General features: G+C 42.8%; 31 protein-coding genes and 1 pseudogene. 7 read left to right on the forward strand and 25 right to left on the reverse strand.

The window, feature by feature from the left end; translation table 11 throughout:
- A partial coding sequence (gene traI / locus AACW75_RS11720) for a conjugative transfer relaxase/helicase TraI (protein WP_237297791.1) occupies positions 1-2813 on the forward strand: 2813 nt, incomplete at its 5' end.
- A gap of 18 nt (positions 2814-2831) precedes the next feature.
- On the opposite strand, the gene AACW75_RS11725 is transcribed toward traI, so the two are convergent.
- The 12 genes and pseudogenes from AACW75_RS11725 to AACW75_RS11780 form a co-directional block, all read right to left on the reverse strand.
- Positions 2832-3191: a hypothetical protein gene (locus AACW75_RS11725; protein WP_017083844.1), complete on the reverse strand. Its 360-nt coding sequence runs from the start codon at positions 3189-3191 to the stop codon at positions 2832-2834.
- Between the two features lie 567 nt (positions 3192-3758).
- Positions 3759-4205 (reverse strand): lytic transglycosylase domain-containing protein, encoded by a 447-nt coding sequence (locus AACW75_RS11730; protein WP_102257485.1) that lies wholly within the window; start codon positions 4203-4205, stop codon positions 3759-3761.
- Positions 4206-4257: 52 nt separating this feature from the next.
- Positions 4258-4593, reverse strand: a complete 336-nt coding sequence (locus AACW75_RS11735) for a hypothetical protein (RefSeq protein WP_016766862.1) — start codon at positions 4591-4593, stop codon at positions 4258-4260.
- 75 nt (positions 4594-4668) lie between these two features.
- The gene (locus AACW75_RS11740) at positions 4669-5055 is read right to left on the reverse strand and encodes a DUF7659 family protein (RefSeq protein WP_017101067.1); all 387 of its coding nucleotides are present in this window, start codon (positions 5053-5055) and stop codon (positions 4669-4671) included.
- A gap of 43 nt (positions 5056-5098) precedes the next feature.
- Positions 5099-5482, reverse strand: coding sequence for a hypothetical protein (locus AACW75_RS11745; RefSeq protein ID WP_102495585.1), 384 nt, complete (start codon positions 5480-5482; stop codon positions 5099-5101).
- Between the two features lie 718 nt (positions 5483-6200).
- Positions 6201-6485 (reverse strand): DUF1640 domain-containing protein, encoded by a 285-nt coding sequence (locus tag AACW75_RS11750; RefSeq protein ID WP_102257729.1) that lies wholly within the window; start codon positions 6483-6485, stop codon positions 6201-6203.
- A 99-nt stretch (positions 6486-6584) separates the two neighbouring features.
- The gene (gene radC, locus AACW75_RS11755; RefSeq protein WP_016799664.1) at positions 6585-7070 is read right to left on the reverse strand and encodes a RadC family protein; all 486 of its coding nucleotides are present in this window, start codon (positions 7068-7070) and stop codon (positions 6585-6587) included.
- A 52-nt stretch (positions 7071-7122) separates the two neighbouring features.
- Positions 7123-7554: a hypothetical protein gene (locus tag AACW75_RS11760; protein WP_171350120.1), complete on the reverse strand. Its 432-nt coding sequence runs from the start codon at positions 7552-7554 to the stop codon at positions 7123-7125.
- Between the two features lie 732 nt (positions 7555-8286).
- Entirely contained in the window at positions 8287-10113 is a 1827-nt protein-coding gene (locus AACW75_RS11765) for an ATP-binding response regulator (RefSeq protein WP_237297792.1), read from the reverse strand.
- Positions 10114-10117: 4 nt separating this feature from the next.
- On the reverse strand, positions 10118-10912 hold the full coding sequence (locus tag AACW75_RS11770; RefSeq protein WP_017098996.1) for a phosphate/phosphite/phosphonate ABC transporter substrate-binding protein: 795 nt from the start codon (positions 10910-10912) through the stop codon (positions 10118-10120).
- 173 nt (positions 10913-11085) lie between these two features.
- On the reverse strand, positions 11086-11289 hold the full coding sequence (locus tag AACW75_RS11775; RefSeq protein WP_017098997.1) for a hypothetical protein: 204 nt from the start codon (positions 11287-11289) through the stop codon (positions 11086-11088).
- 425 nt (positions 11290-11714) lie between these two features.
- Positions 11715-12205, reverse strand: a pseudogene (locus AACW75_RS11780) (JAB domain-containing protein).
- A gap of 108 nt (positions 12206-12313) precedes the next feature.
- On the opposite strand from AACW75_RS11780, the gene AACW75_RS11785 reads away from it, so the two are divergent.
- Entirely contained in the window at positions 12314-12463 is a 150-nt protein-coding gene (locus AACW75_RS11785) for a hypothetical protein (protein ID WP_158008844.1), read from the forward strand.
- Between the two features lie 299 nt (positions 12464-12762).
- Here AACW75_RS11785 and AACW75_RS11790 read toward each other — a convergent pair whose 3' ends face one another.
- The 4 genes from AACW75_RS11790 to AACW75_RS11805 form a co-directional block, all read right to left on the reverse strand.
- Positions 12763-13080 carry a hypothetical protein gene (locus AACW75_RS11790; RefSeq protein WP_237297793.1) on the reverse strand — a complete coding sequence of 106 codons (318 nt, stop codon included), beginning with the start codon at positions 13078-13080 and terminating at the stop codon, positions 12763-12765.
- Positions 13081-13088: 8 nt separating this feature from the next.
- Positions 13089-13598 carry a hypothetical protein gene (locus AACW75_RS11795; protein WP_237297794.1) on the reverse strand — a complete coding sequence of 170 codons (510 nt, stop codon included), beginning with the start codon at positions 13596-13598 and terminating at the stop codon, positions 13089-13091.
- Positions 13599-14092: 494 nt separating this feature from the next.
- On the reverse strand, positions 14093-14392 hold the full coding sequence (locus AACW75_RS11800; RefSeq protein WP_017083856.1) for a hypothetical protein: 300 nt from the start codon (positions 14390-14392) through the stop codon (positions 14093-14095).
- Positions 14393-14408: 16 nt separating this feature from the next.
- Entirely contained in the window at positions 14409-15182 is a 774-nt protein-coding gene (locus AACW75_RS11805; protein ID WP_237297795.1) for a ParA family protein, read from the reverse strand.
- A gap of 224 nt (positions 15183-15406) precedes the next feature.
- Between AACW75_RS11805 and AACW75_RS26560 the strand changes: the two genes are divergently transcribed.
- Both AACW75_RS26560 and AACW75_RS11810 read left to right on the forward strand, forming a co-directional pair.
- Positions 15407-15670, forward strand: a complete 264-nt coding sequence (locus AACW75_RS26560; RefSeq protein WP_207907347.1) for a hypothetical protein — start codon at positions 15407-15409, stop codon at positions 15668-15670.
- Positions 15595-16194 (forward strand): DUF2913 family protein, encoded by a 600-nt coding sequence (locus AACW75_RS11810; protein WP_237297796.1) that lies wholly within the window; start codon positions 15595-15597, stop codon positions 16192-16194. Before AACW75_RS26560 ends, AACW75_RS11810 begins: the two co-directional genes overlap by 76 nt.
- Positions 16195-16311: 117 nt before the next feature.
- Here AACW75_RS11810 and AACW75_RS11815 read toward each other — a convergent pair whose 3' ends face one another.
- From AACW75_RS11815 to AACW75_RS11840, 6 genes are all read right to left on the reverse strand, one after another.
- The gene (locus AACW75_RS11815; RefSeq protein WP_237297797.1) at positions 16312-16542 is read right to left on the reverse strand and encodes a hypothetical protein; all 231 of its coding nucleotides are present in this window, start codon (positions 16540-16542) and stop codon (positions 16312-16314) included.
- A gap of 136 nt (positions 16543-16678) precedes the next feature.
- Positions 16679-17845: a replication initiation protein gene (locus AACW75_RS11820; RefSeq protein ID WP_267135217.1), complete on the reverse strand. Its 1167-nt coding sequence runs from the start codon at positions 17843-17845 to the stop codon at positions 16679-16681.
- Positions 17842-18159: a hypothetical protein gene (locus tag AACW75_RS11825; RefSeq protein WP_237297799.1), complete on the reverse strand. Its 318-nt coding sequence runs from the start codon at positions 18157-18159 to the stop codon at positions 17842-17844. Before AACW75_RS11825 ends, AACW75_RS11820 begins: the two co-directional genes overlap by 4 nt.
- 335 nt (positions 18160-18494) lie before the next feature.
- Positions 18495-19043, reverse strand: a complete 549-nt coding sequence (locus AACW75_RS11830; RefSeq protein WP_237297800.1) for a phage regulatory CII family protein — start codon at positions 19041-19043, stop codon at positions 18495-18497.
- The gene (locus AACW75_RS11835; RefSeq protein WP_237297801.1) at positions 19040-19387 is read right to left on the reverse strand and encodes a phage regulatory CII family protein; all 348 of its coding nucleotides are present in this window, start codon (positions 19385-19387) and stop codon (positions 19040-19042) included. The genes AACW75_RS11830 and AACW75_RS11835 overlap by 4 nt, the downstream gene beginning before the upstream one ends.
- A gap of 35 nt (positions 19388-19422) precedes the next feature.
- On the reverse strand, positions 19423-19626 hold the full coding sequence (locus tag AACW75_RS11840; protein ID WP_017083864.1) for a hypothetical protein: 204 nt from the start codon (positions 19624-19626) through the stop codon (positions 19423-19425).
- A gap of 301 nt (positions 19627-19927) precedes the next feature.
- On the opposite strand from AACW75_RS11840, the gene AACW75_RS11845 reads away from it, so the two are divergent.
- On the forward strand, positions 19928-20584 hold the full coding sequence (locus AACW75_RS11845; protein ID WP_017083865.1) for a LexA family transcriptional regulator: 657 nt from the start codon (positions 19928-19930) through the stop codon (positions 20582-20584).
- A 69-nt stretch (positions 20585-20653) separates the two neighbouring features.
- On the opposite strand, the gene AACW75_RS11850 is transcribed toward AACW75_RS11845, so the two are convergent.
- Together AACW75_RS11850 and AACW75_RS11855 are read right to left on the reverse strand one after the other, a co-directional pair.
- A complete protein-coding gene (locus AACW75_RS11850) occupies positions 20654-20926 on the reverse strand; it encodes a hypothetical protein (RefSeq protein WP_017083866.1) in 273 nt (90 codons plus the stop codon).
- Positions 20927-21040, reverse strand: a complete 114-nt coding sequence (locus tag AACW75_RS11855; protein ID WP_307862867.1) for a DUF6575 domain-containing protein — start codon at positions 21038-21040, stop codon at positions 20927-20929.
- Positions 21041-21139: 99 nt separating this feature from the next.
- Here AACW75_RS11855 and AACW75_RS11860 point away from each other — a divergent pair, with 99 nt between their 5' ends.
- Positions 21140-22174, forward strand: coding sequence for a phage integrase (locus AACW75_RS11860; RefSeq protein WP_276574086.1), 1035 nt, complete (start codon positions 21140-21142; stop codon positions 22172-22174).
- 383 nt (positions 22175-22557) lie between these two features.
- The gene (locus AACW75_RS11865; RefSeq protein ID WP_102495714.1) at positions 22558-23451 is read left to right on the forward strand and encodes a dihydrodipicolinate synthase family protein; all 894 of its coding nucleotides are present in this window, start codon (positions 22558-22560) and stop codon (positions 23449-23451) included.
- Between the two features lie 314 nt (positions 23452-23765).
- Here the strand turns inward: AACW75_RS11865 and AACW75_RS11870 are convergent, their stop codons facing one another.
- Entirely contained in the window at positions 23766-24299 is a 534-nt protein-coding gene (locus AACW75_RS11870) for a hypothetical protein (protein ID WP_237297803.1), read from the reverse strand.
- Positions 24300-24604: the final 305 nt, after the last annotated feature.

The following is a 24604-nucleotide window of genomic DNA, read 5'->3' on the forward strand; positions in this document are numbered from 1 at the left end:
ACATCGATGATGGTAAAGGCCAACATCAACCTTTTGCAACGCCTAAGCAGGTGCAAGACTTTTTCGATACCAAGCCTCGCTTAACCCAAGGGCAAAAGGACGCCATCACCCTTATCTCAACCACCAAAGACAGCTTTGTGGCCATCCAAGGGTTAGCCGGTACAGGTAAGTCCACCCTGCTTGAATCGAATATTGAACTTATCCAGTTAGTCAAAGAAGCCAGCCAGCAACCAGAGCAAAGTGTCATCGGTCTTGCACCCACACACGCAGCGGTAGCAGAGCTAGAAAGCAAAGGCGTGAAAGCGCAAACGCTAGACAGTTTGCTTTCTGACATCCGACAAGGCAATCGAGAAGCCAGTGATCATCAACACACCTTGTTCTTTCTCGATGAAAGCTCCATGGTCAGCAATAAGCAAGCCGATGAGTTCACAAAGCTCGTCAATGACAGTCTGTCCAAAACAGTCAAATTGGGCGATAAAGAGCAGTTGTTATCGCTCAGTGCCGGTAAACCCTTTGAGCTGGCCATAAGTCAAGGGCGCATCGATACCGCTTACATGACCGATATGGTACGCCCACAAAATGACACTTTGCACAATGCACAGCAAAACACCATTGATAAACAGCCGCTCAGCGCCCTAGATAAACTCCAGCAGCAAGCCCCTGATACCCAAGGCAACAGCCAACATGTCATTTCTACGCTGAATGAAAACGACAAAGACCGACGCAGAGCGCAGCTCACCGCCACAGAGAAGCTGCCTTATGTGGTCGCCAAAGACTATTTAGAGCGCACCCCAGAAACCAGAGAAAACACGCTTATCATCGCTTACACCAACCAGGAGCGTGACACCATCACCGAATACATCCGTGTCGGTTTGATGAAACAGAGTGAGTTAGGCAAAGAGAACGTCGTCGCAACCCGGCTACGCTCAATCGGCGCCACGGGTGAAGAGCTCACTACCATGATGCCGTATCAAAAAGGCTTGATATTGAGCACCAGACCCGGTGAGTACGCGACAATCACTCACGTTGACTCAGAGCATGGCGTGGTGACACTTCAAGACGCAGCGACAGGTAAGACTAGGCCATTCTTACCGCGCAACCGTGACCACCGCTTCACCACCCTGTTCTCTGCGTCAGAAAAGCCACTTTCGACGGGCGATAAAATCATCACGCGCTTTACCGATAAAAGTCGTGACATCAAAGCCAACGTCGAATACCGCATCACGCAAGCCAATGAGGAAGGCATCAAAGCGCAATCCAAAACAGGACAAGCGCTCACCATTAACCCCAACGAGCTTAAAGACGGGCATTGGGACTACGCTTACAGTCGAACCGCAGACATGGCGCAAGGGTCCACCTATCAACACGTCATTAGCGCGATACAAAGCAAAGGCGCACTGACCAACTTAAGACGCGCCGGTATCGATGTCACCCGTGCCAGTCAGCACATTCGCCTCTATACCGACAACACCAAACAACTGGTCAAAAGCTGGCTCTCTAAAGAAAGCCATAAAGCCAGTGCAATAGAAACCCTCAACCAAACGCCCCCCAAAGACACCACCTACTTTAACCGAAATGCCCTCCCTCACGAGGACGTTCGGTTCCAAAATAAAAGCGGTGACTTTGACTACGCCCTATTTAAGGAGCACATCAAGACGCAGCTACCCAAATACACAGAAAGCCTCGCCGTTCAGTTATTAGGAAATCCGAATCAATCCAAATCAGACCGTGATTATTTAACCTTTGGCCTTGGGAAATCGGCGATTAAAGTGACCCTAACTGGAGAATATCGTGGGTATTTTAAAGACTACACCACAGGCGAAAAAGGCGCATTGATTAACCTTATAATGAGTCATAAGGAAATGAACTATAAAGCCGCGATGAATGAAGCGCACAAGATGCTAAACGAACCGGACAAATATCAATTGGAGGAAAACAGTAAGCACGACAAATTACTGAGCACCACACCTAGGCATATTGCGCAGTTTGAAGAACGGGCTAAGGATTATATCAATCAAAGCTTACCGATGGATAACACACTGGCCCAAACGTACTTAAACAAGCTCGGTGTCAATAACATTGAAAACAACCAGGTTAAGTTCCACCCGGCGGTCTATTCATCCGAAGATAGATCCCTTCACCCTGCGATGCTAACCAACATCCACAATAAAGAAGGCGAAACCAAAGCCATTGAAGTGACCTATTTAGACACTCAAGGAAATAAAGACACCTCCCTAGACATTAACCCAAGAACCCTAGGGACAAAATCCAAACAATTAACCCAATTCCATCAAGGAGAGAATTTAAACACCACCATCATCAGCACCTCGATTGAACACTCGTTTTTAATTCGAGACCAAACCCAAGGGCAGATTGATATTATCAACGTCAATCACAAGAACGACATCCAAAACATCTCTACCGGTGAACTGAGACAGAACATCATTATTGTATTAAATCACGGCAATCACGATTTAAACCCGAACAACATTGAAAAAATCGTCGAGAATTTTAATGGACGAGACATTCAATTCATGTCAGACGACAACCTTAAAGAGGACATCAAATCATGCCTTGATAAACTAGAGCGAGAGAACAGCGCACATAACCTTGAATTAAATGAGACGCACACTTCTCATCAAGAGAGCGAATTAGACACCCTCAACTATAATGAGAAAAAAGAAACCGACAGCCAATCACTCGACCACTTTGAGCCAAAAGAATATTCACCTCAACAAGAGATGGAATTTAATCACTCAGAGAAAGAGAGTCAGTGGGAAGACAGAAAAATCGACAGAGAGTTAGAGCGATAATAAAAGGGTAGCCAATGGCTACCCTTTTTTTTCGCCTTCAAGATATTCATCGACGCTTTTATCAACCAAAGCGGTGTTGGATTTTCTTTGCTCAATCGAATCCGCTTTATTCTTATAATACCCCTCCCCATCAAAGCTATGCGCCAAATTTAAATTTAGCACGCCTTGTACCTGCCTAACTCTACGATACGTTTCTTCCATCAACTCACGGTTCGACGGCCTTTCATCGTCACTGTCATTCAGTTTAATACGCAATGCCAATGTCAAAAGCTGACGAATCGCATCAGCATCAGTTAAACCCTCTCTCTTTTTAAACTTGCGAAAATCTTGCTCTAGCGGCCCCTTGATTGTGGCTTGTAATACTGTGCTTCTCGCCATTTTTAGATTTTCTCCCACCAAATTTGGTTAATACGATTTAATGTACATTTAAATACGATACCATATTATCACAACCTAACAATCGCTCACAAACAAAGCCAGAAAAGGGCTAAATTGAAATCAAATACAAATACACTCACTTTCAAATCAAATAGCCTGTAAACCTTACCATGCATGGGTTAAATGGATATTAAATACATTTAACATATTTTTAAATACGATTTCAGCGGCTAATTAGTTGAGATTTTGAAAATTTTTTACACTCTACTCCCCCTTTGTAATTAAATATAACTTTTTGTTTTTATTGTCTTTATATCCTTAACAGACAACCATTCGCATTGAAATTAATGCGCCGTGGTGTGTGGTCACCAACTCAACTAACCAACAACTCAGAACGAATGATCTGAGTTCCTTAATCAAAGCGACGGGAAAAACTGACAGCGAAAGACAAAAGCCGACCAGGTGGCGAATGAATCTGACGAACGAGGGATGCGGGGGATCTGGAAATTGAAGGAAGAAAGCGAGAGGAAAAGCTAAAGACCTTGCACCGTTATGGTGCAAGGTCTTTTATTTAACGTTAGGATTAAAATAAACCGATTGGACTTTTTGGATGTATATTTTTCTGGCGTTCTCGGTGCGTTTGGAAAAACCCGCATTATACGCGCCGACACTGTTCCAGTTATAACCATGACTAGAAAAGTTAGAACTTAATACCCATGCGCCAAGATGAACATTAAAGCAAGGATTATAGATATTTGTTTCATTCACATTAAATTCGGATAGTCGATCAAACCAATGGGAATTAATTTGCATCAATCCAAAATCACGGCTGATGACTTGACCGGATTGGTTTTTATTTTCATTGTACGCGTTCGGCTTTAGGCTACTTTCTACCGTGGCGATGGATTTTAAAAGCTGTGGATCGACATTATAAAATCGCCCTGCCTCATCAAAGCAAAAAGCCCAACTGAAACACGGCGATAACAACGAAAGATAAAGTAATGGTTTCATCATAAAAAAGAGCCCTAATAATAGGACTCTCATTTTATGCCATCCCATTGAGATATCAATATTCACAAGGTAATAAAATTGTGGTCACGCTGCGGTCACGTTCAGTTATTATCCAAACCGATTGATCACAAATCGTATAATTCGATATCACTCTCTCGCCTGTTTTGGTTGCTTCGTCATTGGTGATTTTATCTTCAATGCAAGTCTCTCCCCAATCTCCACTTTGGTGACGCTGCAAATAAATCGACAAGTTAGCACCGACATTATTATCTAATAACTGCTCAATACCTTGCGTATAGACCACTTTACCCAACGAAAACGGAACGGCCGTACAAACGTAACATTTTGCTTTCGTTTCTTCTCTATCTTGTGTAGCATTCAGAATGTTCATTAAATCTAACTCCGATGTAATTGAACATGCCTTGATATTTGAGACAGCAAATATCAAGGCGCTTTATTTTCACGCTTAATAAACGTCTTCCGTTTTACGAATATGATTAAACACTTCATGAATTTCATCGTAAGTGATGCCATACCCTTCGAGCTTTTCCACACAGTCACAAATATCATTGGTGTAGAAACACTCATGATTAAATAACTCACGACGAATGATCGCTTTTTTTCCGTTCTCTTTGATATCTTCGGCGATCCCTTCTTGAGCGATAGAATCTAAACGAGTCATTAATTGCTTGGCATTATCAACTGGGCAAATTAACCCCATACCTAGCGACGCGTATTTCACGCCCTCTTTTTTTTCATCATCGAACTGTTGATTAGAAAAAGCAAAGAACGCCCCTGCCTCATTAAAAGCCTGAGTTTGTTTGTCTTGAATATAGTGTGAGAGATATTTCATCTTTTAAGTCTCCATTTTATAATTAAGGGGATGATCCACTCTTTTATGTTTCGATGTATTGATGGTTGTTTGTCACCCATCCTATGACTACAGCACGACTATTCAGCCCTACCTTATTTGTTTCAGTAATCACATGACCTCTCGCGATGCCTTGCCCCCAGTACGGCTTATTGAGTTCTGTTTCTGGGAACAAAACCGTCAGTTCTAGCCAAACACTGGAATGCCTGGCTCTTGCTTTTACATGAGCGGCAATCACGACAATATTTTCCACAGATATTGATCCTGATAGGACAACATCACGACTTAGCCCTACTGGGTGCACGCCCAAAGAGATATCATTTTTTGGTGAGCTTTCGTGGCCAGCGGCGAAACGCTGGTCGCTGAAATTCGATTTAGAGAGAGTTGGGGTTGATTGTCGTTGTGCCATGAGGAGTTTCCTTTCTGTTTGAGTATCACTTTTATGGAGCCGCTTGGCTGTCCCTACCTCAAACATGGTTCTTCTCTGCAGGGGCGCGAAGCGTTCATTTACCCTTGCAGAGAAGGTTCTGATTGAGGAGGGTTAACAGCCTGCGAGCCCCATCAAATGATGCGAGTCGAAAGGGAAATCGGCACATAAGACAGCAAGCCCTTACTCGAACTTAATTGAAATCAGTGAAAGGTAACGAGGAGGCACGACGAGGCGCAGCTACGCAGTAGCGCAGGCGTTCAGGATTGCAGCGATATCCTTTTAGATAGGGGCTGTAGAGAGGCACAGCCTGGGGCGGCACGCAGTGACTCACCAGGGTGATGCCACTCTTAGGCCATAGATGAAAGATACAAGCGAAAAGCCTTGCCCGAAGGGTAACGCCCAACTCAAGCCGTTACCACAACGCAGCACTTAAAATCAGCCTTAAACCGTCATAATAAAAAAGCCGCCTATCAAGCCCTATAAGGCAAGAATCAACAAAACGACACCATGACAAAGCAATATAATTAAACATAGAGCAAATGGGCGTACTGTGGTACTGAGAGCCGTTTTGACGACCGCTTGCGGTCGAGCCTTTGGCTCAACCTCTTTTAGCGCAGAAACCCAAGCGTACACAGCAATCACGAGGTAAAAAAAATGCCTCTAGGATAAGAGGCATTTCAGAAAACATATTTGTACATTAAGCGGTGATATGACTGCCAACCCAAAACGCGGCACCGGCTACCGTCGCAATCATCGCAAAGGCAGTAGCAATAATGAGGTTTTTAAGGGAACTCACTTCATTACGAACCCCCAGGACCTCATTCCGTACCCCTTGAATATCAGATTTCAGCTCATTACGAACCGCTTCGATCTTCTGATCGAGTTCTTTCCGCGTATCATTTAACTGCTCTTGAGTGGCAGCATGAGCGGTTAGGTTGATCAGCTCTTCAACGCTTAATGTAACTTTGCTTGATTCAGACATAATAGAAACCTTATTTAATTGTCTTTAGTTTACTGCATTACGTTACCGAAGTCATTCACGCCAGAATAGGCGTGAATGAGAGACATTTTTCACTAATGGTTATATCCAACCACGCTCCGCAAACGACACCACATCTTCAAAAGACACCACAAAGTGATCGAGTACTCGAATATCAACCAAGGCTAACGCATCGGTCAGTCGTCGAGTAATACGTCGATCGGCTTGACTGGGTGTGGCATCACCGCTGGGATGGTTATGATAAAAAATGACTGCACTTGCGTTTGTGGCCAGTGACTCTTTGACCACTTCACGCGGGTAAACGGAGGCGGCGTCAATGGTGCCGTTAAACATCTCTTTAGTGCGTAAAACTCGATGCTGACTATCAAGAAAGATCACCCCAAACACTTCGCTTTCATTGGAAGCGAGTGAAGTCTGACAAAATGACTTCACCAATTCAGGGGAATTGAGTGGCGTCTGCTCTGACACAAACAACTTAGATTTTAAAATGCTCGCGGCATGGTTCAAGATATCTTTTTCTTCTACAGAGAAAAGACTGTGATTAGAGTAGTTAGCAAGTACAGACATAATAGATCCCCTTTTAATATTTAAAGTCGTGATGGGCGGAGTTCAGTCCGTGTTATTGGCCATACAAGCTAGTCAGAAGGTCTTTCGCTATCGCTTGATGCTTAGCGGTCGTTTCAACGTTTCTCTCTTCTTTTTTCGCGTAGGCGTAATCTTCTCGCATCTGTTTTACCGTCGTCACTCGGTCACATACGCCAATACTCACCCCTTTTCCTTTCAGACTTTCCTCTAAGATTAAAGAGTCGGTATAACCAAACTCATTAAGTAAAATTTCGTGCACTTTTACCGCTCGAACGCTCGAATTAAAGTCAGTGGAATTCACCCAGATCAGTCCTTTTGAAACCGTTACTGAAACGGTCGAACGAACTGCAGGTTCAACGACCTGACAGGAGATATCATTTTTTGGTGAGCTTTCGTGCCCAGCGGCGAAACGCTGGTCGCTGAACATCGGTTTAGAGAGAGTTGGGCTTGAATATCGTTGTGCCATGAGGAGTTCCCTTTTTGTTTGAGTATCACTTTTATGGAGCCGCTTGGCTGTCCGGCAAGCGCTCATGGTTCTCAATGACAAGGGCGCGAAGCGTTTATATACCCTTGTTATTGGGGCTCTGAGCAGTCACGGTAAACAGCCTGCGAGCCCCATCAAATGATGCAAGTCGAAAGGGAAATCGGCACATAAGGCAACAAGCCCTTACTCGAACTTAATGGATGTCAGTGAAAGGAGTGAGGAGGCACGACGAACGGCAACGAGGAAGAATGACGAGGCGCTGGCGTTTCGGATTGTAGCGATATCCTTTTGGATAGGGACTGTAGAGAGGCATATTATGGGGTGGCACGCAGTGACTCTCCAGTGTGATGCCACTCTTAGGCCATAGATGAAAGATACAAGCGGGATGCCGCCCAGCGAAAAACCTTGCCCGAAGGGTAATGCCCAAGGCAAGGGTTAATTTGTTAAACGTTAAACGTTAAACGCCCACCCTCTCATACCGCCAATATCAGTTCTATCCTTTTTAACTGGCTCTTTATTTCCATCTTGGGACGATGAGCCACCAACTAAACCTAATACAATAACTTAAGAATTTCATACGAATTTTCTCTTGTGATGTGGTAACTCGATTAGCTTTTAAAATTCAATATGTACGCAATAATGCTATTGGTGCAAATTGCTCTTCAGTTAGCAGAAGTAAACGCTGACTCGATAACTCACTTCGTAAATGTAGATCTATAGAGCTTGATTCTGTAATTCGTCTTGGTTTGGACTGTTCATCAAGTAAGTTAGAACGACCTGTTGAAACGCTTCATCGGTAAGAGGTTTAGGTAGAACCCCTTGAGTACCAGCTTGTTCAAAAGATCTAATCGATTGTATTGACAGATCTGCGGTATAGCCAAATAAAATGGGTTCTTCATCGACTTGGTTGATTATTTTTATTAAGTCGGGACCCGATATATTTGGCATATGATGATCAATGAGTATAAAAAGGTAGTCGTTTGATTTTATAAGATTTAAAGCCTCTTCTGATTGGGTAGTTGTCTCAACATCGAAGCCAAATTTCTTACAGACAAGTGCCCCAACAATAAGATTAACGTTGTTATCATCAATGATAAGAGCGCGTTGCCCCTTGAAGCATTGAGTTTGAAAGGAAGGGATCTTGTTGACACTATGTGAGCTAGTGATAACTGAAGGCATTTGCAGTGTGATAGTAAACTGGCTACCAACGTTAACTTCGCTAACCAATTCTAGCTTTCCATTCATTAGTTCAAGGAGCTGGTTGACAATTGCAAGTCCTAAACCTGTGCCTCCGAAATGGCGAGTGGTAGAGCTATCGGCTTGTGAGAACGGCTTGAAAATCGTATCAAGCTTATCAGTAGGAATACCAATCCCAGTGTCAGTAATGGTGACTGTTAATCTTGATTCATTTTGTAGCCATTGAAAGTGACATGATACCTTTCCTTTTTTTGTAAACTTTATTGCATTGCCAAGTAAATTGAATATTATTTGCTCTAATCTTGCGTTGTCTCCGGCAAGGTAGACACCCTTGACATGATCAGTGGTAACGACATAATCAAGATTTTTTTGCTTACAAGTGTTGTCAAAGGTATTTTTGACATCTCGAACTAGAACTTCTAACGAGAATGGTTCAATACTCAACTCAAGCTTACCTTTTTCGATTTTTGATATGTCGAGAATGTCATTAATGATGAGAAGTAAGTGCTCTCCAGAACTAACAATAATGCTTACTTGCTCTTTCTTTTCCTCATCAACTTCTGTTTCCAGAAGCTGAGCCATTCCTAGAATCCCATTTAATGGGGTTCTCATTTCATGACTCACCATCGCTAAAAAGTCATCTTTAGCGCTATTGGCTGATTGAGCTTGCTCCTTAGCTAATGAAAGTTGTATGTATTGTTTTTGCACCTCTAAGGACATACGGTTGAAAGCGGCAATAACCTGACCTATTTCATCATTCTTGTCGTAGCTAAGGGTAAAACCAGGTCCAGATACTTCGATATCTTCAATGGCTTCGGTTACTTTACGCAGTTCTTTCACAAGCAACCAACTAAAGAGTAAAGAAACGAGAGCGACAAAAGCGACTTCGATGCTCGCTATCACCGCTAAGTATCTACTCGAGCTCTGTATGTGACTTAAGATAGATCGTTTATCAAAAATAGCTTCTATTCGACCAATTACAGTGCCACCTACATCAACATCGACTCCTTCGAGAATCATCCCTTCTATAAGTTTTGAGCCTGTATAGTATGCGTCTCGACTTCCAATACAAACAACCTCGGAGCCTGATATACTCATTGTTAAAAAAACAAGGTCGGGGTCTTTTATTACATTTTGTGCAATGCTTTCCAACCGCGCTATATCGTAAGTAAGCAATGCATCGAGACTACTGAGTTTGAGCAAATTTAGAGTGGTTGCTATTTTGTTTTCAAATAGAGACATATTCGAGTCTGCTATGAAATTTGTAGCGAAAATCACCAGAAGAGCAAGAAAGAAAATTTCTATAAAAGCTATACCTAGGAAGGTTTTTGTTTGAAATTTCATAATGCTACTCTTCGATGAAGAGTTGTCTAACGTCATCCCAATCGCTGTCTTTTGCTTGTTCAAACCCTTTAATTTTTAGAGGAGACAAAAGTTCAGGGTGAGTGTCATCAAGAGTTATGATTGCTTGTTGAATGCGTTCTACAACATCTTGAGGGACATGAGGACTGACGGCAATAGCATGAGGGGTGTAGCCTTGACTCTCCCATAAAACAATCAGATTATCGGAAACTTCACCTTGCATAGCGTTTAAGGTTCGATAGATACCACCACCTGCCACAAAATTTCCTTGAGCGATATTATGATAGACCGAATCATGCGAACGTACATAAACGGGGTCAATATTGATATTGTTCTGCCCCAAGAAGCCTTGAGTTAAGAGACTTGCAGCAAAAGCGTCAGGGGAAGGGAACGCCAACTTTTTGCCAGCTAACTCTTGTATCGTTGATATACCGCTATCTTTTTTTACAACGATAATCCCCTTTATTTTTTTGTCTTCGGCTTTGGTTATTGCGATATAACCGTTGGATTCGCTAAATACGGTATAGTGATAAGGGTTCATATAACTTATATCATATAAACTCTTTGACAGTTCTTTTTCAAACAGAGGAATTGATGATTTGGTGGCAAACCTTACCTCCTGTCCAATTTCTTTCGAGATATATTGAAGAATTGGGAGCCACTGTTTGGCTAATCTTTCGGCTGATTGCTGCGGGACAATTCCAAAACTCAATGGCTTATCCGCGAGGCTAGGTTTAGAGATAATAAGGAGGCTTATTAATATAATTCGTATAGGAGCCATAGGGTTCAATTCTTGTTAAATGAAAAAATATGCCAGGACTATGAATGCCTAAACCAAGCTAGCCATGACCTATATCAAAACTTAATTTAGTTCTGGCTAAGTACCTATATCTCGATAAATTCTTAGAGAAACATCTATTTGAAATATAGATACTTAGTTTGATGAGGGGCGCCCTAGAGGTTCATGAGGCTTTCAATGGACTCCTCAACCGAGTCAAAATTATAAGAGTGAATATTATAACCATCGCTAGCATTGATTTTAACTTTAGAAATTCCATTGTTAATTTCAGCGTCTAGAAGGTCGAGAGAAATTTCGACCGATTGGCTAATCATAATTTTTTGATTCATTAAAGTGATGCTACATGATTGTAAAACCATAGTTTGTCCCTTCCTAGCCGAGGCAACAGAATCTTAATGTTCTGATTGCCGATTGATGACGTTGTTAGAAGAATCCCTTCTATTTTTAACAGTAGACTAAATTGTAAAAAAGCATATTTTATTTTTAAATGGGAACCAAAATTGTGACATTGAAAATATAAAGGCTCTGGTATCATGTGACTTAGCACTTTGTTAAACGAAGCTCCATTCGATTAACTACCAGTTAATGATATGAGAGGTGGCGATTCATTTTATAAGGCCCACAGTGCAATGGAGGGGCTTTATGATGCATGCTTAGGTTTACAAGACCCTAAACAATCCATTAATTGCTAATTTAGCAAAATCATTGACTCACTTTTTTTCCAAAGGTTTATTAAAGGATAGTCCCCTACCCTGTTTCAATCAGCGGCCATCAGCAGCTTTTTTTAAAAAATCCAGCCTAACTCAGAAAAAGACACCACACGCTCAAACGAAACCACAAAGTGGTCCAGCCAGCACTCAAATATCAACCAATGCCAACGCATCCGTCAGTTGAGGGTAATGCGTCGGTCAGCTTGACTTGGGGTGGCGTCGCTACTTGGGTGGTTATGATAGAGAATAACCACACTCGCATTCATGGCCAGTGACGCTTTCACGACTTCACGCGGATAGACCGAGGCGGCATTAACGGTACCGTAGAACATCTCTTTGGTGCGCACACTCGATGTTGATTATCAAGGAAGATAATCCCAAACACTTCAGACTCACAAGCGGCCAAGGACGTTTGGCAGAACGATTTCACCAATTCAGGCGAGGTTAATGGCGTTGGTTCTGAGATAAACAGTTTGGATCTGAGAATGCTTGCGGCCTGATCAAGGATGCCCTTTTCTTCTGAGTTGAATAACGAAACATTTGAGTATTGAACAAGTGCTGAGATGGTATTTCCTTTCGGTCTTGGTGAGCGTCTGACTGTCCGTACCCAGTTGCAGGTTCTGTAGCGCAAGGGCGCGCAGCGGCGAAGCCTCCCTAGCGCGAGGGTTCTCAAATGGGACGGTTTAAAGGAAGTCGCGACAACAAGCCAAAAGGACAGCCTAAGCCAGTACCTCAACCCAAAGCACGTCGCCCAGTTAGAAAGGTCCCTTCCCCACCAAGAAGGCGCCCTACTGGTTACTCGACTTACGCCACTCGATATTAATGCCTGCTCGTGACGAGCGCTTTTCCCGGTTTACTTGACTGGGTGATAACACACCGAATGTTCGCATCCCCCTCAACCAAGGACTCCCCCTCCGACGACGCGATCATATTTGTCATAAAAGGGCCTCAACACGCACACTCGATAACCTTGGTCACTTAAGACAAGACCGAACAAGGCGTTGCTCGTCGAAAAACATAACCCGTTTGAATGCCGCTAACGGCTAGAATATCGAAACAAAATCCAGACACACTAATGACCTTCTCTTATGAGTGTCTGATGACGTACACAATAAGCAGACTTCAGTCGTCATACAGACAAGAGAGTAAAGCCTTTGCCGATGCACGATGCTCGGAGGTTGTTTCTATCGTCCTTTCCGTTTTCTTCGCGTAAGCGTAGTCTTCTCGCATCTGCTTAATGGTGGTAGTGTTATCACACACACTGATACTCACCCCCTTCCCTCGGTTGCCTTCCTCTAGTATTAAAGAGTCGGTATACCCAAACTCACTCACCAAAATCTCATGAACCTTGACGGTCTTTACGGTGGAGTAAAAGTCGGTTGAATTCACCCAAATCACGTGCATGGATATGTCAGCGGATACCGTAGAACGAACTGTCATGTGACCCCCTAAGCGCCAAAACGCACATCGAAACAAAATCCTGAGCACTTAAACGTTCCTTCCCCCGTTGTCACAAAGCGCAACGCTGGAAACACAGACCCGTAAGTGGTGTACAGAATGATGTGATCCGCTCGCTCGTGAAGAAACCATTCCCCAAAGCCAGCACCATTTAATTCGATGAAAAAGTCACGGATTTCATGGAAAGCAAAACGACGCGACACCAATTGTGGAAACTGCTGCTTGATAGCGTCAACGAACCCTTGGTCTTTTAACACTGCGATATCAGCTAGTTGCTCTGGCGACTGACGACGACTGAACATTTTCAAACGCTGGATTTTGGAAACAAAATCAGACTTTCTTTTCACCTCATCACGACACTTTTTGACTTGATAGCGTAACTTCAAGACCGCCAAAGGACTAGAGATATCATTTTTTGGTGAGCTTTCGTGCCCCAGCGGCGAAACGCTGGTCGATGAATTTGAATTAGAGAGAGTTGGGGTTGAGTTTTGTTGCGCCATGAGAGTTTCCTTTCTGTTTGAGTATCACTTTTCGGAGCCGCTTGGCGGTCCGCTATCTCAACATCGTTCTGCTTTGCAAGGGCGCGCAGCGGCGAAGCCTCCCTTGTAAAGGAGGTTGTGGGGAGAAACGGTTAACAGCCTGCATGCCCGAAAATGAGGCGAGTGAAAGAAATCGGCGCATAAGAAAACAAGCCCTTATTCGAACTTATTCAAAGACAGAGAGATCAACGAGGAGGGAACGACAAGGCGCTAAGACTCTTAGGGCAGACAGGCCTAGCCCGCAGGGTGACGCCTAAGGCAACGATAAGAATCGTGATAAGACACATTTAAAGTGTTTGTCTTTACAAGGAAATGAGGCTCAGAACAGGTTACAAGATTCTTCAAGTTTCATGTTCATCAGTGTTTGAAGTTAAGTCCGAGGTAGGCCCTATGACATCGCTTAAAGTATATAACGAGCCTTTATATAAGATATGTAGTACATAGGTAATACATATTTAATTCATTTTGTTGATCAGCTCAATGAGATCTTCATCATCGATCTTATCTCGATATAAAGCCAAGGCTCGGTACAGTTTCGCTGCAGACACATTTCTCTCGGTCTGCTCTTGCAGATTTGCTACCCAATCAGTTATCCGTTCTTTATCAGTCAGTGACATTCTAAGAGTCAGAGGAGGCACCTTATAAGATGTCGTCACTTTCTTTTTGACAGTCGTAATTCCAGTCGACTTGCTTGAGCCTTCGTTCTTGTGAGTGGAGATAGCGGTTATAGCTCCTCGTTTCTTTAACTTAGTCATGTGTATTACCTATGTATTACATTAAATTTAAAAGAAACGCAGCGAGTTTTCGGTAATCGTTATTAACAAGAGAGCCCGATTTATAAAAGCGCACAGGAGAGGAAACGGCATTAGCTTGTCCGACATGCTCAGAACGACGGACAGATACTGGTAGCAATTTATCTTGTACTACCTCCAATTCCTCATCAATGAACTCATTAATAAGAGTGTTTCTTGAGTCGACCTCGTTCCTCAGAATCAGATAATTGCCTTCGTCCTCCTTAATTTCAGAGACAGCTTCGAGTAAAGGGCTAATGCCGTCTAATGAAAATGCACCTGAATCAACAGGGATCAAAATAAGGTCTGAGGCCTGGATTGCGTTAAGAGTCGTTAGGGATAAGTTTGGTGGCGTATCAAGAAGAATGAAATCATAGGCACCACCTAACTTCGCCAATTGCTTTTCTAAAATTCGTTCACGATTAATCTTTGTCAGTGATGTTTCGATGACACGTGACAACTGAACATCAGCGGGAACAACATAGAGGTTTTCAATGGAGTTCCCATTAAGCTTTGCAGGTTGAATTAAATCGACAATGGACACAACTTTAGGTTTATCAAATAAAGCAGCTACCGTCTCTTCAAACTTAAAATCCCGCTGTCCTATTAACGTTTTAGAGCAGTTACCCTGAGGATCGAGGTCAATCACTAACACTTTTCGTTTTCGTGCAAGCTCAGCCCCTAAATTGACAAGAGTCGTGGTTTTTCCAACGCCACCTTTTTGGTTCGCAGCGCTGATGATTTTAGTCTTCATAACAAACACCTCATGTATTACATGTGTAGTACACAATAAAAAACAAAAGGCGCCCTGTCAATGTATTACATATGTAATACACTTATTCTATCAACGCCTAAAGTTATCCCTCCGTTACCAATCGATGATATCGAGACAGTAAAAATCCTAAAGAAAGTGACACCAGCAGCGAAAGCACTATCCGCGGAATTCAAATTATTAGGCTCCTCAGCAACCAAAACTTCTTGGTTAAATTAATCCCAATACTAGAATCAAAGTCGAGTTCTGAAATTGAAAATATTGTGACTACGATGGGTACACGGTTTAAGCATAACAACGAACAACTAGCAAGTTACGTCATTTTGCTTTCAGCCTTAGAGCCTTGCTATTTTCATGATAAGATACCCTCACCAATAAATAGTCCATGTGAACAATGTCAGAACCTTCATACCACCAACTTCTTAAGTCGACCTTCGAAAACACTCTTCTTCACCTTTACTTCAAAGTAAACGTTGCCAGTCACTTTGTTAAAGAAGAGCAACGAAACAAGATCATCATTGACTTCTTGAAGCCAAAAATCAAACAAGCTCGATATAGCCTTATCAAGAAAAAGCTTAAAACGGTTTGTTTGATGAAGAATAAGTTTGGCTCAATCGAAAAACACTTAGAAAGCGTTCTATCTCAATATTCAGCGATAGAAAGTCAAAACGACGTTGATAAACTTTATGCCTTGTTAGAACGCTTTGAGAAGAGCGGATTAGAAACAAAACTTATTGAAGAGACCCCTAAACAGGAAATGGACGTTGTTTATATCGACAGAGCACATATTGATAACTGCTTCGATAATGAAAACCGTCAGATTGCACCTATTTCGCTGTTTATACATACGAATGAATTAGACAGGTTCACTGAATGCTTAACAACCCAACCTTATTTCACATTTGAGTTGTGCCAAGCAAGTGAAGAATTAAATAACTATCACTATCAACTTCACCCAATTAGCGAACCAGACTGCTTATCACACGCTGTTTAGCAGTAACTGGCCCAATACTCTTGTCAGTACTTACCTGTACTTTTCCATCATTTGTCTATCCTGTTACCTTAGCCATTGTCCCACTGCTATATGAAGCACCAACTAACACAACCAAATCTAAAACGTTGGGCACTTCCAGCCCAAATCAAGATGTGTTGTACGTGATTTACCAAGCGGTACTACCATCCTTTTTTCATCACAATCAAGGCCAATCTTTTGATCTTCGAGCAGCAAGCTGTTCAGATATAAGCCTAACGCTGAATGATCTTGGCCATTCGGCTTCACCGCTACGGCTTCAACAATAAATTCAATTCCAGTTGACAGTATCTCGGTATCTTTAAAAGACATACCCACTTAATTTGCTGTGTAAACATACCGTAAATAAAGGTATGTGAATCCATATTTACACGAATTGAGACATCAATTACATTGAATTTACCAAGGGTTCACATTTTGCCGCGATAGTTACTCATTATTATTCAACTCAAGGAAAAGCTGACTCAAGCACCGCCTTCTTTTTCCCTACTTCATACTCCGCCCAGTATAACGTTATAGGGGCAGATATCTGATGAACAGCATAATTACCACGATACTCTGGCTCATTTCGCCTACTTTCGGATAAAGCAGACTTGATCCATTCAAACAGATAGACATAACGACTGACGGTCTGGCGACACAGGTTCGCATTACGCGCCACCAAACCAATCGTGAGCTCCTGATTTTTGCGTAACAGAAACTGACATGCGCGGATAATTCGACGAGTGGTCTTCGTCCGACGAAGGTTATGGGTTCTTCTGGCCGCTCTACGCTGCCTTTCCTGTAAACTTAATCCACTATCCAACCCCATCACACCTCGCTGGCAGTCTGAGCGAGCACAATATTTATCCCAGGTCCAACGAGAAACACTTTTCACCACCGCCAACACCTCACTGCACTTCAGAGGCGGCTTATCCGCGGTGTCGGTATTTTTGTAATGAGCGAAACTCTCCACACGGCGTTTAAAGTTCGGATAACTGCCCTTTTCTCTTTCTTCTTCGACGATGTCATATGCGTATCGACGAGTGTGTTCGAATAAAGTACAGTTTCGAGAATAAGAGACATCAATATCTTGACGAAGCCATGGCCGCGTTGTCTCCAGCTCAAGAGAATCCGCTAACTCATTGAGTTCATAGACACTGCGGTGAAGTTCGGTCGTCTGCCACCACGGGTGAAAGGGCGTTTTGGCAACAGGCCCCGAATAGCTCAAGTCCGCCTCAAGTCTCAATGCTAAGGCGTGATAAATGGCTTTAAGGTACTGAATGGGTTTAGAGCGAGCCTGATCGCTGGTGCAAACCGGCACAATAGCGTAAAAAAGGTGGGCTTTATTACTGGTGCGGTTTCGAACGATTAGATTAGGGGGTGGCAAGCCTTCATCTTGCCAAATATAGGGGTTGGGGACAGAGCGATGGTCATGATCGATGTCAAACACCATCCACGCCTGCATCTCTTTACGATTAACCTGCATATACGGCCATCTGACCGCATAGTTTCGAGGTCTGATGAGCATCGCGGTTTTATTGTCACTGCACCTCGACAAATAAGGCGCTTCCTCAAGTAGCCGACTCAAACACGACATGGATGAAGACGCAGCGTATTCAGAATGAGCCGTCATCGCATCACCCTTGGTGCACCTTGCCCATACTCACCTACAGAAAAAACAAGGCAAAAGAGATTGTCTTGAGCGTTGAGCGCCGTTACTGAATCAGTCCTCTTGACTCTCTCTGATAAGATTCGAGAGCCGGTCAAAGCCATTCCTTTTGAGCTTTCGTAGCCGCCACGGGTGTTAATTTTTATCGAACACCTTTTCGAATGACAACTGACTGCATCACGCCACTCTTCTTTACCTTTTAAGACTAAATTGGAGACGGTTTCAATACTGGTTTGAATGACCTTACCCTGTACGACCGCAAACACATGATGATTCATAAAGTTGACCTCGGCTAAAAAACGCTCCCATTCGGAGAAACCAATAACGCTACTCTGGAAGAGGAAAACGCGTTAAAGCCAACGTTGTCTGATTCTTTGCATTCGCTTTTCGAGGCCGAATAAACGAATTCGCAGTCGTACTTGTTCAAACCCATAATTCGAACGCCCTAATTGGTTCATTAACCTCGCCTGCTCAACCCATAAGGAAGAAAGTTGACGAGCGCATAACTCGCGTCGAATGTGCCTGATATACCTAAGGCCTCTACGCTTATCTTCCTCAGTCAATTCATGACCAGAACTTTCAGGGCATGACTGGTGACACGGAGTAACAGACATCATTGCTCCGAATTGATCTGTGAAGCAGATAAACTATCAGCGGCCGCCACATCCTCTATGGCTTTATGCAGACAAACACCTTGATTCAGTTTTTCTAGGCTCCTGATGAGTTTTACCTGAACGCTGATACTGGCGTGTGCGGTATGAATAATCTTATGTTTTTGAGCGCGAGTAAGGCGAGGATTTCCTGCATACTCCAACGCCATTCGAGACAATTCACCTGAATGGATCGAGTTCTCTAATACGCTTTGGGCAAAGGTGTCGTCCGTGCTCTCCGGTGTTATATGAGCGGTGACCACGCCCAATCCAAGAAGCAAGCTGTTTACGATGGTGTGATTACCGCTCACTTTTGCGAGAGTAATCGCGTCTACACAACTCAGAACATGAGGCTGAGCAGGATTGAGCTTATTGCGTAGAATAGTTGGGTTCATCCCTATTCTCGCAGCCAAGTTGCTCATATTCTCTGCGGCTCTAAAGACACAGCACGCTTCATCAAAAGCCAACTGCTTTGTGCGATAAAATTCGCTTATCGAGTCAATGTCATTCATAACGAATACTCAATTGAAGAAAAGTGGGACAAAAACGAAGCCCCAACCAAGAACATTGTTCCTAACCAGTTAATTCCGCCGACACGTTTGACTTTGAAAGCTAATTCACAAAAACCTTTCCAACGGGAGTTATCCGCATGATCTCGAAACTGCTCCAATTCTTCATCAAAAGCCATTTCCATGAGGTGCTCTGGGTTTAACTTATTTCTCAAAATGGTGGGGGACACACCAATGTTCTTGGCAATTTCAGCCATGTTTTCGGTCAGTCGAAACGCATTGCAAGCATCTTCAAACGCCTTTTGTTTAGACTCCCGAAAAATGTACATTGATACGTTAACATTCATATCAGATACTCATTGGGTCGCGAATAGAACGTAAACTAAAACTTAGCTTCTAGAGCTCGTTTAGTTAACAGGGCCAGATTGACTAGGTTAAGCTCACCCGCCCCGTCTTTAGCCATTCGAGGGATCTTTCCTTCTTTTAGCTTCTTCTCGATGGTTCCGACTTTCATACCTGACAGTTCTGCGTACTTTTCTGTCGTTACATATGGCGCTTCAATAGCGATAACAAGTGGTTGACTCATGTTGACTTCCTCAATAGTTGTCGTTGCTTGAGTGGGTGCTCAGACTTGACTGGAACCTTTTTTCTGCTCACCCACCCCTCCTCATGCACCTGCTCACAAATGCATTCAAAAACTGTCTTTGAAATTGTTTTGAAATCAAACGTGTGCGATTCTTGTATTTACGACTATATAAATACATATAACCGCAAATAATAGCTAACATTTGACTTAATTTTAATTCACTGTTGATTTTTGATCGCAATTAGCATTTCGTCAACTGTTATTTACTTCTATTTGCAGTAAATCAACAAGGCTTCGTTCAATGTCAGACGTAGATCAACAATTAGAACAACTCAAAAAGTTGACAGGTACTTCAACAAACACTGAGTTAGCAAACGTTTTAGGGGTCGCTAGGAACACAGTCCAAACGTGGCGTATTCGTGGAAAGATCCCAGAACGGATTTTTTTAAAAGCCCAACAAATTGCCGATGGGTCGGTCAACCCTGCGCTTATAAGCAATGTTTCTAAAATAGTGCCGATGTCAGAGTTTAAAGCTTGGAGTGAGTTGCCTGTCTATGATGTGCATACGGCAGCTGGAGCGGGGACCCTGGTTCAGGGCGAGTTCCAACTGGACACTCTGATGGTTCCAACTAGCTTATTGAGCGAGTTTGATTTATGTGAAAAATCCGCCTCCATTATTTATGTGGATGGTGACTCAATGGAACCCACCTTGAGCGACAAAGATCGCTTATTGGTAGATACACGCGAGCTACAGCACCCTGTATCAAACGGTGTGTATGTCATTCGAATTGATGATGCGGTCTACGTAAAGCGTTTGAAATGGAATATAGCGAAAGGGGTTTATTTAATCGTTTCTGATAACCAAGATTATGAAGCTTTTGAAATCGACCATAAGACCGGACGAAATTTCAAGATAATTGGCAAGGCAATAGCGCCTGTGTTCAAGAAGATTTTCTAAACACAAAACCACGAGCTTAGCTCGTGGTTTTTTTCGTTTCATACATACACCGCCATTGAAAGACGAGCGCTACATCATGTACGTTTCTTCAAGGTCAACTTTAAAATCGATCGGTGGCAGGTTCACCAAATGCTTACTCTCACGCCTCACTAGCTCTGCCTTGGCAGGCTTCCCTACCCCATCAGAGTAAATAGAAGCAATATAGAGCTCTTCTGAATGATGAAATGCATCATGAAAGCTGACTTCATTGTTAAGCAAACGAGCTAATAAAGGTTTAGTCACTGGAATATAAGCCCACTTAATGCACTGACCTTCATCATAGTCCCCACTCCAATAAACCATCTATCTTTGCGTATTTTCATTCTTAACCGAGAAGCATTTTGGCCCTAAGAAGTCCTCATACACTTCCAGTAATTCTAGTTGACCTAGCTGCGTACCAGTGGGGAGTAAGTTCATCGCTCGTCCTCATGTTTCCAATTTGACCAATCAAACATTGAAATGAACCTTACTATGAAATACTGTTTTTATATACAGTTTATTGGCGGTATTTACGTTATGACAGTTAGGAACCTAAAAGACGGCAACAAAAAGCCATGGATTATGGAAGCCTACCCTAATGGTCGTACGGGTAAACGGATTCGTAAACGCTTCGCTACGAAAGGTGAAGCTATGGGATATGAGCGCTTCATCCTCAATGAAATCATCGATAAACCATGGTTAGGAGGAAAAACAGATAAGCGTACTTTAAGTGAGCTCATTGAACTGTGGTATGCGTTGCATGGCAAGTACCTTAAATCCGGCGAGCATACTCGAAAGCGACTCCATACTATTTGCAAGGCGCTGCTCGATCCTGTCGCTGCTCACTTTAGCCAAGCTGATTTCTTCCATTATCGAGCCACTCGAATCAACATTTCCTATAAGAGTGCTAATCATGGGAAAGAGCTCAAAGCCTCATCGCACAACTACGACCAACAATGCTTACAAAGTATGTTTTCTCAGCTCATCGAAATTGGTGAATTGAAATACCCTAATCCAATGAAAGGCCTAAAAAAACTCAGAAAAGACGAAAGTGAATTGGTTTACTTAACCCAAAAGGAGATTGAACACCTATTTCAGTTTGTCAAAGACGCAAGAGATGCTGAGCAACTGATACAGATTTTTAAGATATGTTTATCTACCGGTGCACGAATTATGGAAGCAGCGGAGTTGAAAGGCTCTCAAATCAGTCCATATATGATCACGTTCACCAAGACTAAAGGAAAGCGGAATAGAACTGTGCCCATTTCAAAAGAACTATACGAAGAGATCTACAAACCAACCAATGGCCGCCTATTCCACTACAGTTACCCGTCGATCTACAATTGGTTAACAAAAGCTCTTCCTAACCTACCAGACGGTCAAGCAACCCATGTACTGCGTCATACTTTTGCATCTCATTTCATGATGAATGGCGGCAACATTTTGGTCCTGCAACGAATTCTGGGACACCAAAAAATTGAGCATACGATGAATTATGCTCATTTTTCGCCAGACCATTTGAGTGAAGCAGTCCTCCTAAACCCACTCGTCTTTCCAAGAGTGGCAAATTAAAAGTTTTGTTTCCTAAAAGCACACTGCTAAGTTTCGGCGAGCTGATTCTGACCACTGTCTCACCCTATTATTATTTACCAATAAATTACTAGATTTCTCAGAGCATTTATCAAAAATATTAAGATCTGAAAGACTTGGTGATCACAACGGGTAAAAATTCAGCCTATGAAGGCTCTGGACAAAAATAAATCAGTACCTTTGCTAAATGAAAAAGTTCATGAATAACTACAGGTATGGAAAGTCACTTAATTTGGTGCCCAGTATTAACTGTGCAGATCACTATCTAATTTGTATGGATCTTTACAATCCTGTTTAATACCTTTGCGTTAGGGTTATTATTGTCGTATAGCACTCAGTAAACACATAATGAAAGGAATTTATCTATGATATTTAAAGGAATCAGTGCTTTCCCGATCACCCCGATGTCAGATGAACGAATCGACGTAAGCGCTTATAGTCAGGTTCTTGGCCGTTTAATTAACGCAGGGGTTGATTCTATATGTGCATTAGGGTCAACAGGCTTATATCCGTATTTAAACGCATCAGAAAAACATAACGCGATTGCTACTGCAGTTGAAGTCGCAGGAGATATTCCTGTCTTGGCTGGCATCGGGTCGCTACGGTTAAGGGATGTGCTCGCTAATGCTGAGCAAGCAGAGCAGCTCGGAGTAAAAGGCCTTTTACTCGCGCCTATTTCTTATCAACGGTTATTCGATGAAGAAGTCTATGAACTCTATCGACGTGTGTCGGAGAGCGTTTCGGTACCTATTTGTGTATACGACAACCCAGCTGCTACCCACTTTACCTTTAGTCACGAACTCCATGCTGAGATTGCAAAGCTAAAAATGGTGAAGTCAATAAAGTTCCCTGGTGCGCAATTTGAAGATCAGGGTGTATGCCGAGTTCAAGCTCTCAGAAAACTACTGCCAGGTAATGTAACGATTGGAGTTAGTGGTGATGTATTCGCTTCTAATGGTATTCAAGCAGGATGTGACGTTTGGTATTCCGTCCTAGCAGGTTTTTTTCCACTCACCGCTCTACACTTATTTAAGCAAGCCAAAATTTGTTCCCCTGAGCAAGCGAAAGAACTCTCTCTAAGATATGACAGACTGTGGCAATTGTTCTCAGATAATCTCGGTGGCATGAGGGTGATGGTCAGTGCGGCAGAACTATTAGGCTATGCTGAATCCCCATGTTTACCAGCCCCTTTGACAGGATTAAATAATGAGTCCAAGCTCATTCTGCAAGAACTTATCTCAGAATTAGAACTCGCTTAACACTATATGTAGAGGGAAATTTCTGGCGAGATTTTTCGGTCCAAAATCAAACTGGCACGCTTTGGAGCACTTTCGAGTTAGAAAGTGCCACGGGTAAAAATTCAGTCTATGAAGTTTCTGGACAAAAGTGAGTTTGGCTCTTTGGAGCGAATCTACCCACCGGATAATTCTTAGTATCCCAAAACGCAATCAGGCACCGCTTATCGCAGTGCCTGAGGTGGAAGAAATGGACATTTCTGTGTTTGGATTTTTCAGAGTTGGTGAATGGCCGAATGAGATCAGGTAGGGTGCAAGGAGAGACTGAGCCTGTTTTTTTAACTTTTAACCGCTTGATGTGCTGGAAACAGTTGGTTCACAAAATCAGCACATGACGATATGTGATGCAAACAATCACCGACTAGCATTGAAGAACCATGTGCCTTTGAGTTTCTGAGATCAGCCATGACTGTAACCATTGACTTGCACCATGCATTGTCAGAGCTTGGGTCTTCTATATGACGAAAACCTGAGTCTTTAATCCATCGTTGAGATACTGCGTGGTTCAATAGAGCTTTGAACATCATTCTCTTTTTAGGGGCAACTCGAAGCCTGATTGCGTGCTCTATGATTGTATATGTTTTTAGGTGAACTTCGGGGGCTAATGCATAGAAAAAGTAGGAATAGAGTGCCATGTTTTTAGCCACATTAAACTGTCCTTTGATTTCGTCAGGAACTTCATCGTTCAGAATTTCATTAGAAAGGTACTTATGCATTCCTTTCAGGCTGGGCACGGAGCCGCAAACGGAGCCCATCAGTTGATGTTTTTTATCCATCCGCGTTAATTCTTCTAAACTTTTAAATTCTTCCATTCCAGACTCTGTAGTGTTACGCCACGTTAATGCGTGAGTGAATGTATGCCACAATTATAGCGAAGCGTAAATGGCACGCGTTTACGCTTCGCTCTTAGACGTTTGTATGAAGAATCCAACCACTTTGCAAGCTGTCCGTTTCAGTGGCTGACTTGTTGAGATAAGCTGTGTTTCGTCCAATTGACTACAGTCTTCTTGGTAGGGTTTGCCAACGTTTCAAACCACAAAAGTACAAAAATGCACTAAACCTTGTCTAAGATATTCCATATTAGGGTTACAGGAACAACTCATCGGTGATGTCTAAA

Origin of the sequence: Vibrio sp. L3-7 (genome assembly GCF_963898195.1) — a bacterium.
Lineage (GTDB): Bacteria > Pseudomonadota > Gammaproteobacteria > Enterobacterales > Vibrionaceae > Vibrio > Vibrio echinoideorum.

Bases quoted from the DNA above. Each gene is read 5' to 3' on its own strand.
- AACW75_RS11725 (WP_017083844.1), bottom strand. From the start codon at position 3,191: ATGGCGAGAAGCACAGTATTACAAGCCACAATCAAGGGGCCGCTAGAG.
- AACW75_RS11730 (WP_102257485.1), bottom strand. From the start codon at position 4,205: ATGATGAAACCATTACTTTATCTTTCGTTGTTATCGCCGTGTTTCAGT.
- AACW75_RS11735 (WP_016766862.1), bottom strand. From the start codon at position 4,593: ATGAACATTCTGAATGCTACACAAGATAGAGAAGAAACGAAAGCAAAA.
- AACW75_RS11740 (WP_017101067.1), bottom strand. From the start codon at position 5,055: ATGAAATATCTCTCACACTATATTCAAGACAAACAAACTCAGGCTTTT.
- AACW75_RS11745 (WP_102495585.1), bottom strand. From the start codon at position 5,482: ATGGCACAACGACAATCAACCCCAACTCTCTCTAAATCGAATTTCAGC.
- AACW75_RS11750 (WP_102257729.1), bottom strand. From the start codon at position 6,485: ATGTCTGAATCAAGCAAAGTTACATTAAGCGTTGAAGAGCTGATCAAC.
- radC (WP_016799664.1), bottom strand. From the start codon at position 7,070: ATGTCTGTACTTGCTAACTACTCTAATCACAGTCTTTTCTCTGTAGAA.
- AACW75_RS11760 (WP_171350120.1), bottom strand. From the start codon at position 7,554: ATGGCACAACGATATTCAAGCCCAACTCTCTCTAAACCGATGTTCAGC.
- AACW75_RS11765 (WP_237297792.1), bottom strand. From the start codon at position 10,113: ATGAAATTTCAAACAAAAACCTTCCTAGGTATAGCTTTTATAGAAATT.
- AACW75_RS11770 (WP_017098996.1), bottom strand. From the start codon at position 10,912: ATGGCTCCTATACGAATTATATTAATAAGCCTCCTTATTATCTCTAAA.
- AACW75_RS11775 (WP_017098997.1), bottom strand. From the start codon at position 11,289: ATGGTTTTACAATCATGTAGCATCACTTTAATGAATCAAAAAATTATG.
- AACW75_RS11785 (WP_158008844.1), top strand. From the start codon at position 12,314: ATGGGACGGTTTAAAGGAAGTCGCGACAACAAGCCAAAAGGACAGCCT.
- AACW75_RS11790 (WP_237297793.1), bottom strand. From the start codon at position 13,080: ATGACAGTTCGTTCTACGGTATCCGCTGACATATCCATGCACGTGATT.
- AACW75_RS11795 (WP_237297794.1), bottom strand. From the start codon at position 13,598: ATGGCGCAACAAAACTCAACCCCAACTCTCTCTAATTCAAATTCATCG.
- AACW75_RS11800 (WP_017083856.1), bottom strand. From the start codon at position 14,392: ATGACTAAGTTAAAGAAACGAGGAGCTATAACCGCTATCTCCACTCAC.
- AACW75_RS11805 (WP_237297795.1), bottom strand. From the start codon at position 15,182: ATGAAGACTAAAATCATCAGCGCTGCGAACCAAAAAGGTGGCGTTGGA.
- AACW75_RS11810 (WP_237297796.1), top strand. From the start codon at position 15,595: ATGTCAGAACCTTCATACCACCAACTTCTTAAGTCGACCTTCGAAAAC.
- AACW75_RS11815 (WP_237297797.1), bottom strand. From the start codon at position 16,542: ATGTCTTTTAAAGATACCGAGATACTGTCAACTGGAATTGAATTTATT.
- AACW75_RS11820 (WP_267135217.1), bottom strand. From the start codon at position 17,845: ATGACGGCTCATTCTGAATACGCTGCGTCTTCATCCATGTCGTGTTTG.
- AACW75_RS11825 (WP_237297799.1), bottom strand. From the start codon at position 18,159: ATGAATCATCATGTGTTTGCGGTCGTACAGGGTAAGGTCATTCAAACC.
- AACW75_RS11830 (WP_237297800.1), bottom strand. From the start codon at position 19,043: ATGAATGACATTGACTCGATAAGCGAATTTTATCGCACAAAGCAGTTG.
- AACW75_RS11835 (WP_237297801.1), bottom strand. From the start codon at position 19,387: ATGAATGTTAACGTATCAATGTACATTTTTCGGGAGTCTAAACAAAAG.
- AACW75_RS11840 (WP_017083864.1), bottom strand. From the start codon at position 19,626: ATGAGTCAACCACTTGTTATCGCTATTGAAGCGCCATATGTAACGACA.
- AACW75_RS11845 (WP_017083865.1), top strand. From the start codon at position 19,928: ATGTCAGACGTAGATCAACAATTAGAACAACTCAAAAAGTTGACAGGT.
- AACW75_RS11850 (WP_017083866.1), bottom strand. From the start codon at position 20,926: ATGGTTTATTGGAGTGGGGACTATGATGAAGGTCAGTGCATTAAGTGG.
- AACW75_RS11855 (WP_307862867.1), bottom strand. From the start codon at position 21,040: ATGAACTTACTCCCCACTGGTACGCAGCTAGGTCAACTAGAATTACTG.
- AACW75_RS11860 (WP_276574086.1), top strand. From the start codon at position 21,140: ATGACAGTTAGGAACCTAAAAGACGGCAACAAAAAGCCATGGATTATG.
- AACW75_RS11865 (WP_102495714.1), top strand. From the start codon at position 22,558: ATGATATTTAAAGGAATCAGTGCTTTCCCGATCACCCCGATGTCAGAT.
- AACW75_RS11870 (WP_237297803.1), bottom strand. From the start codon at position 24,299: ATGGAAGAATTTAAAAGTTTAGAAGAATTAACGCGGATGGATAAAAAA.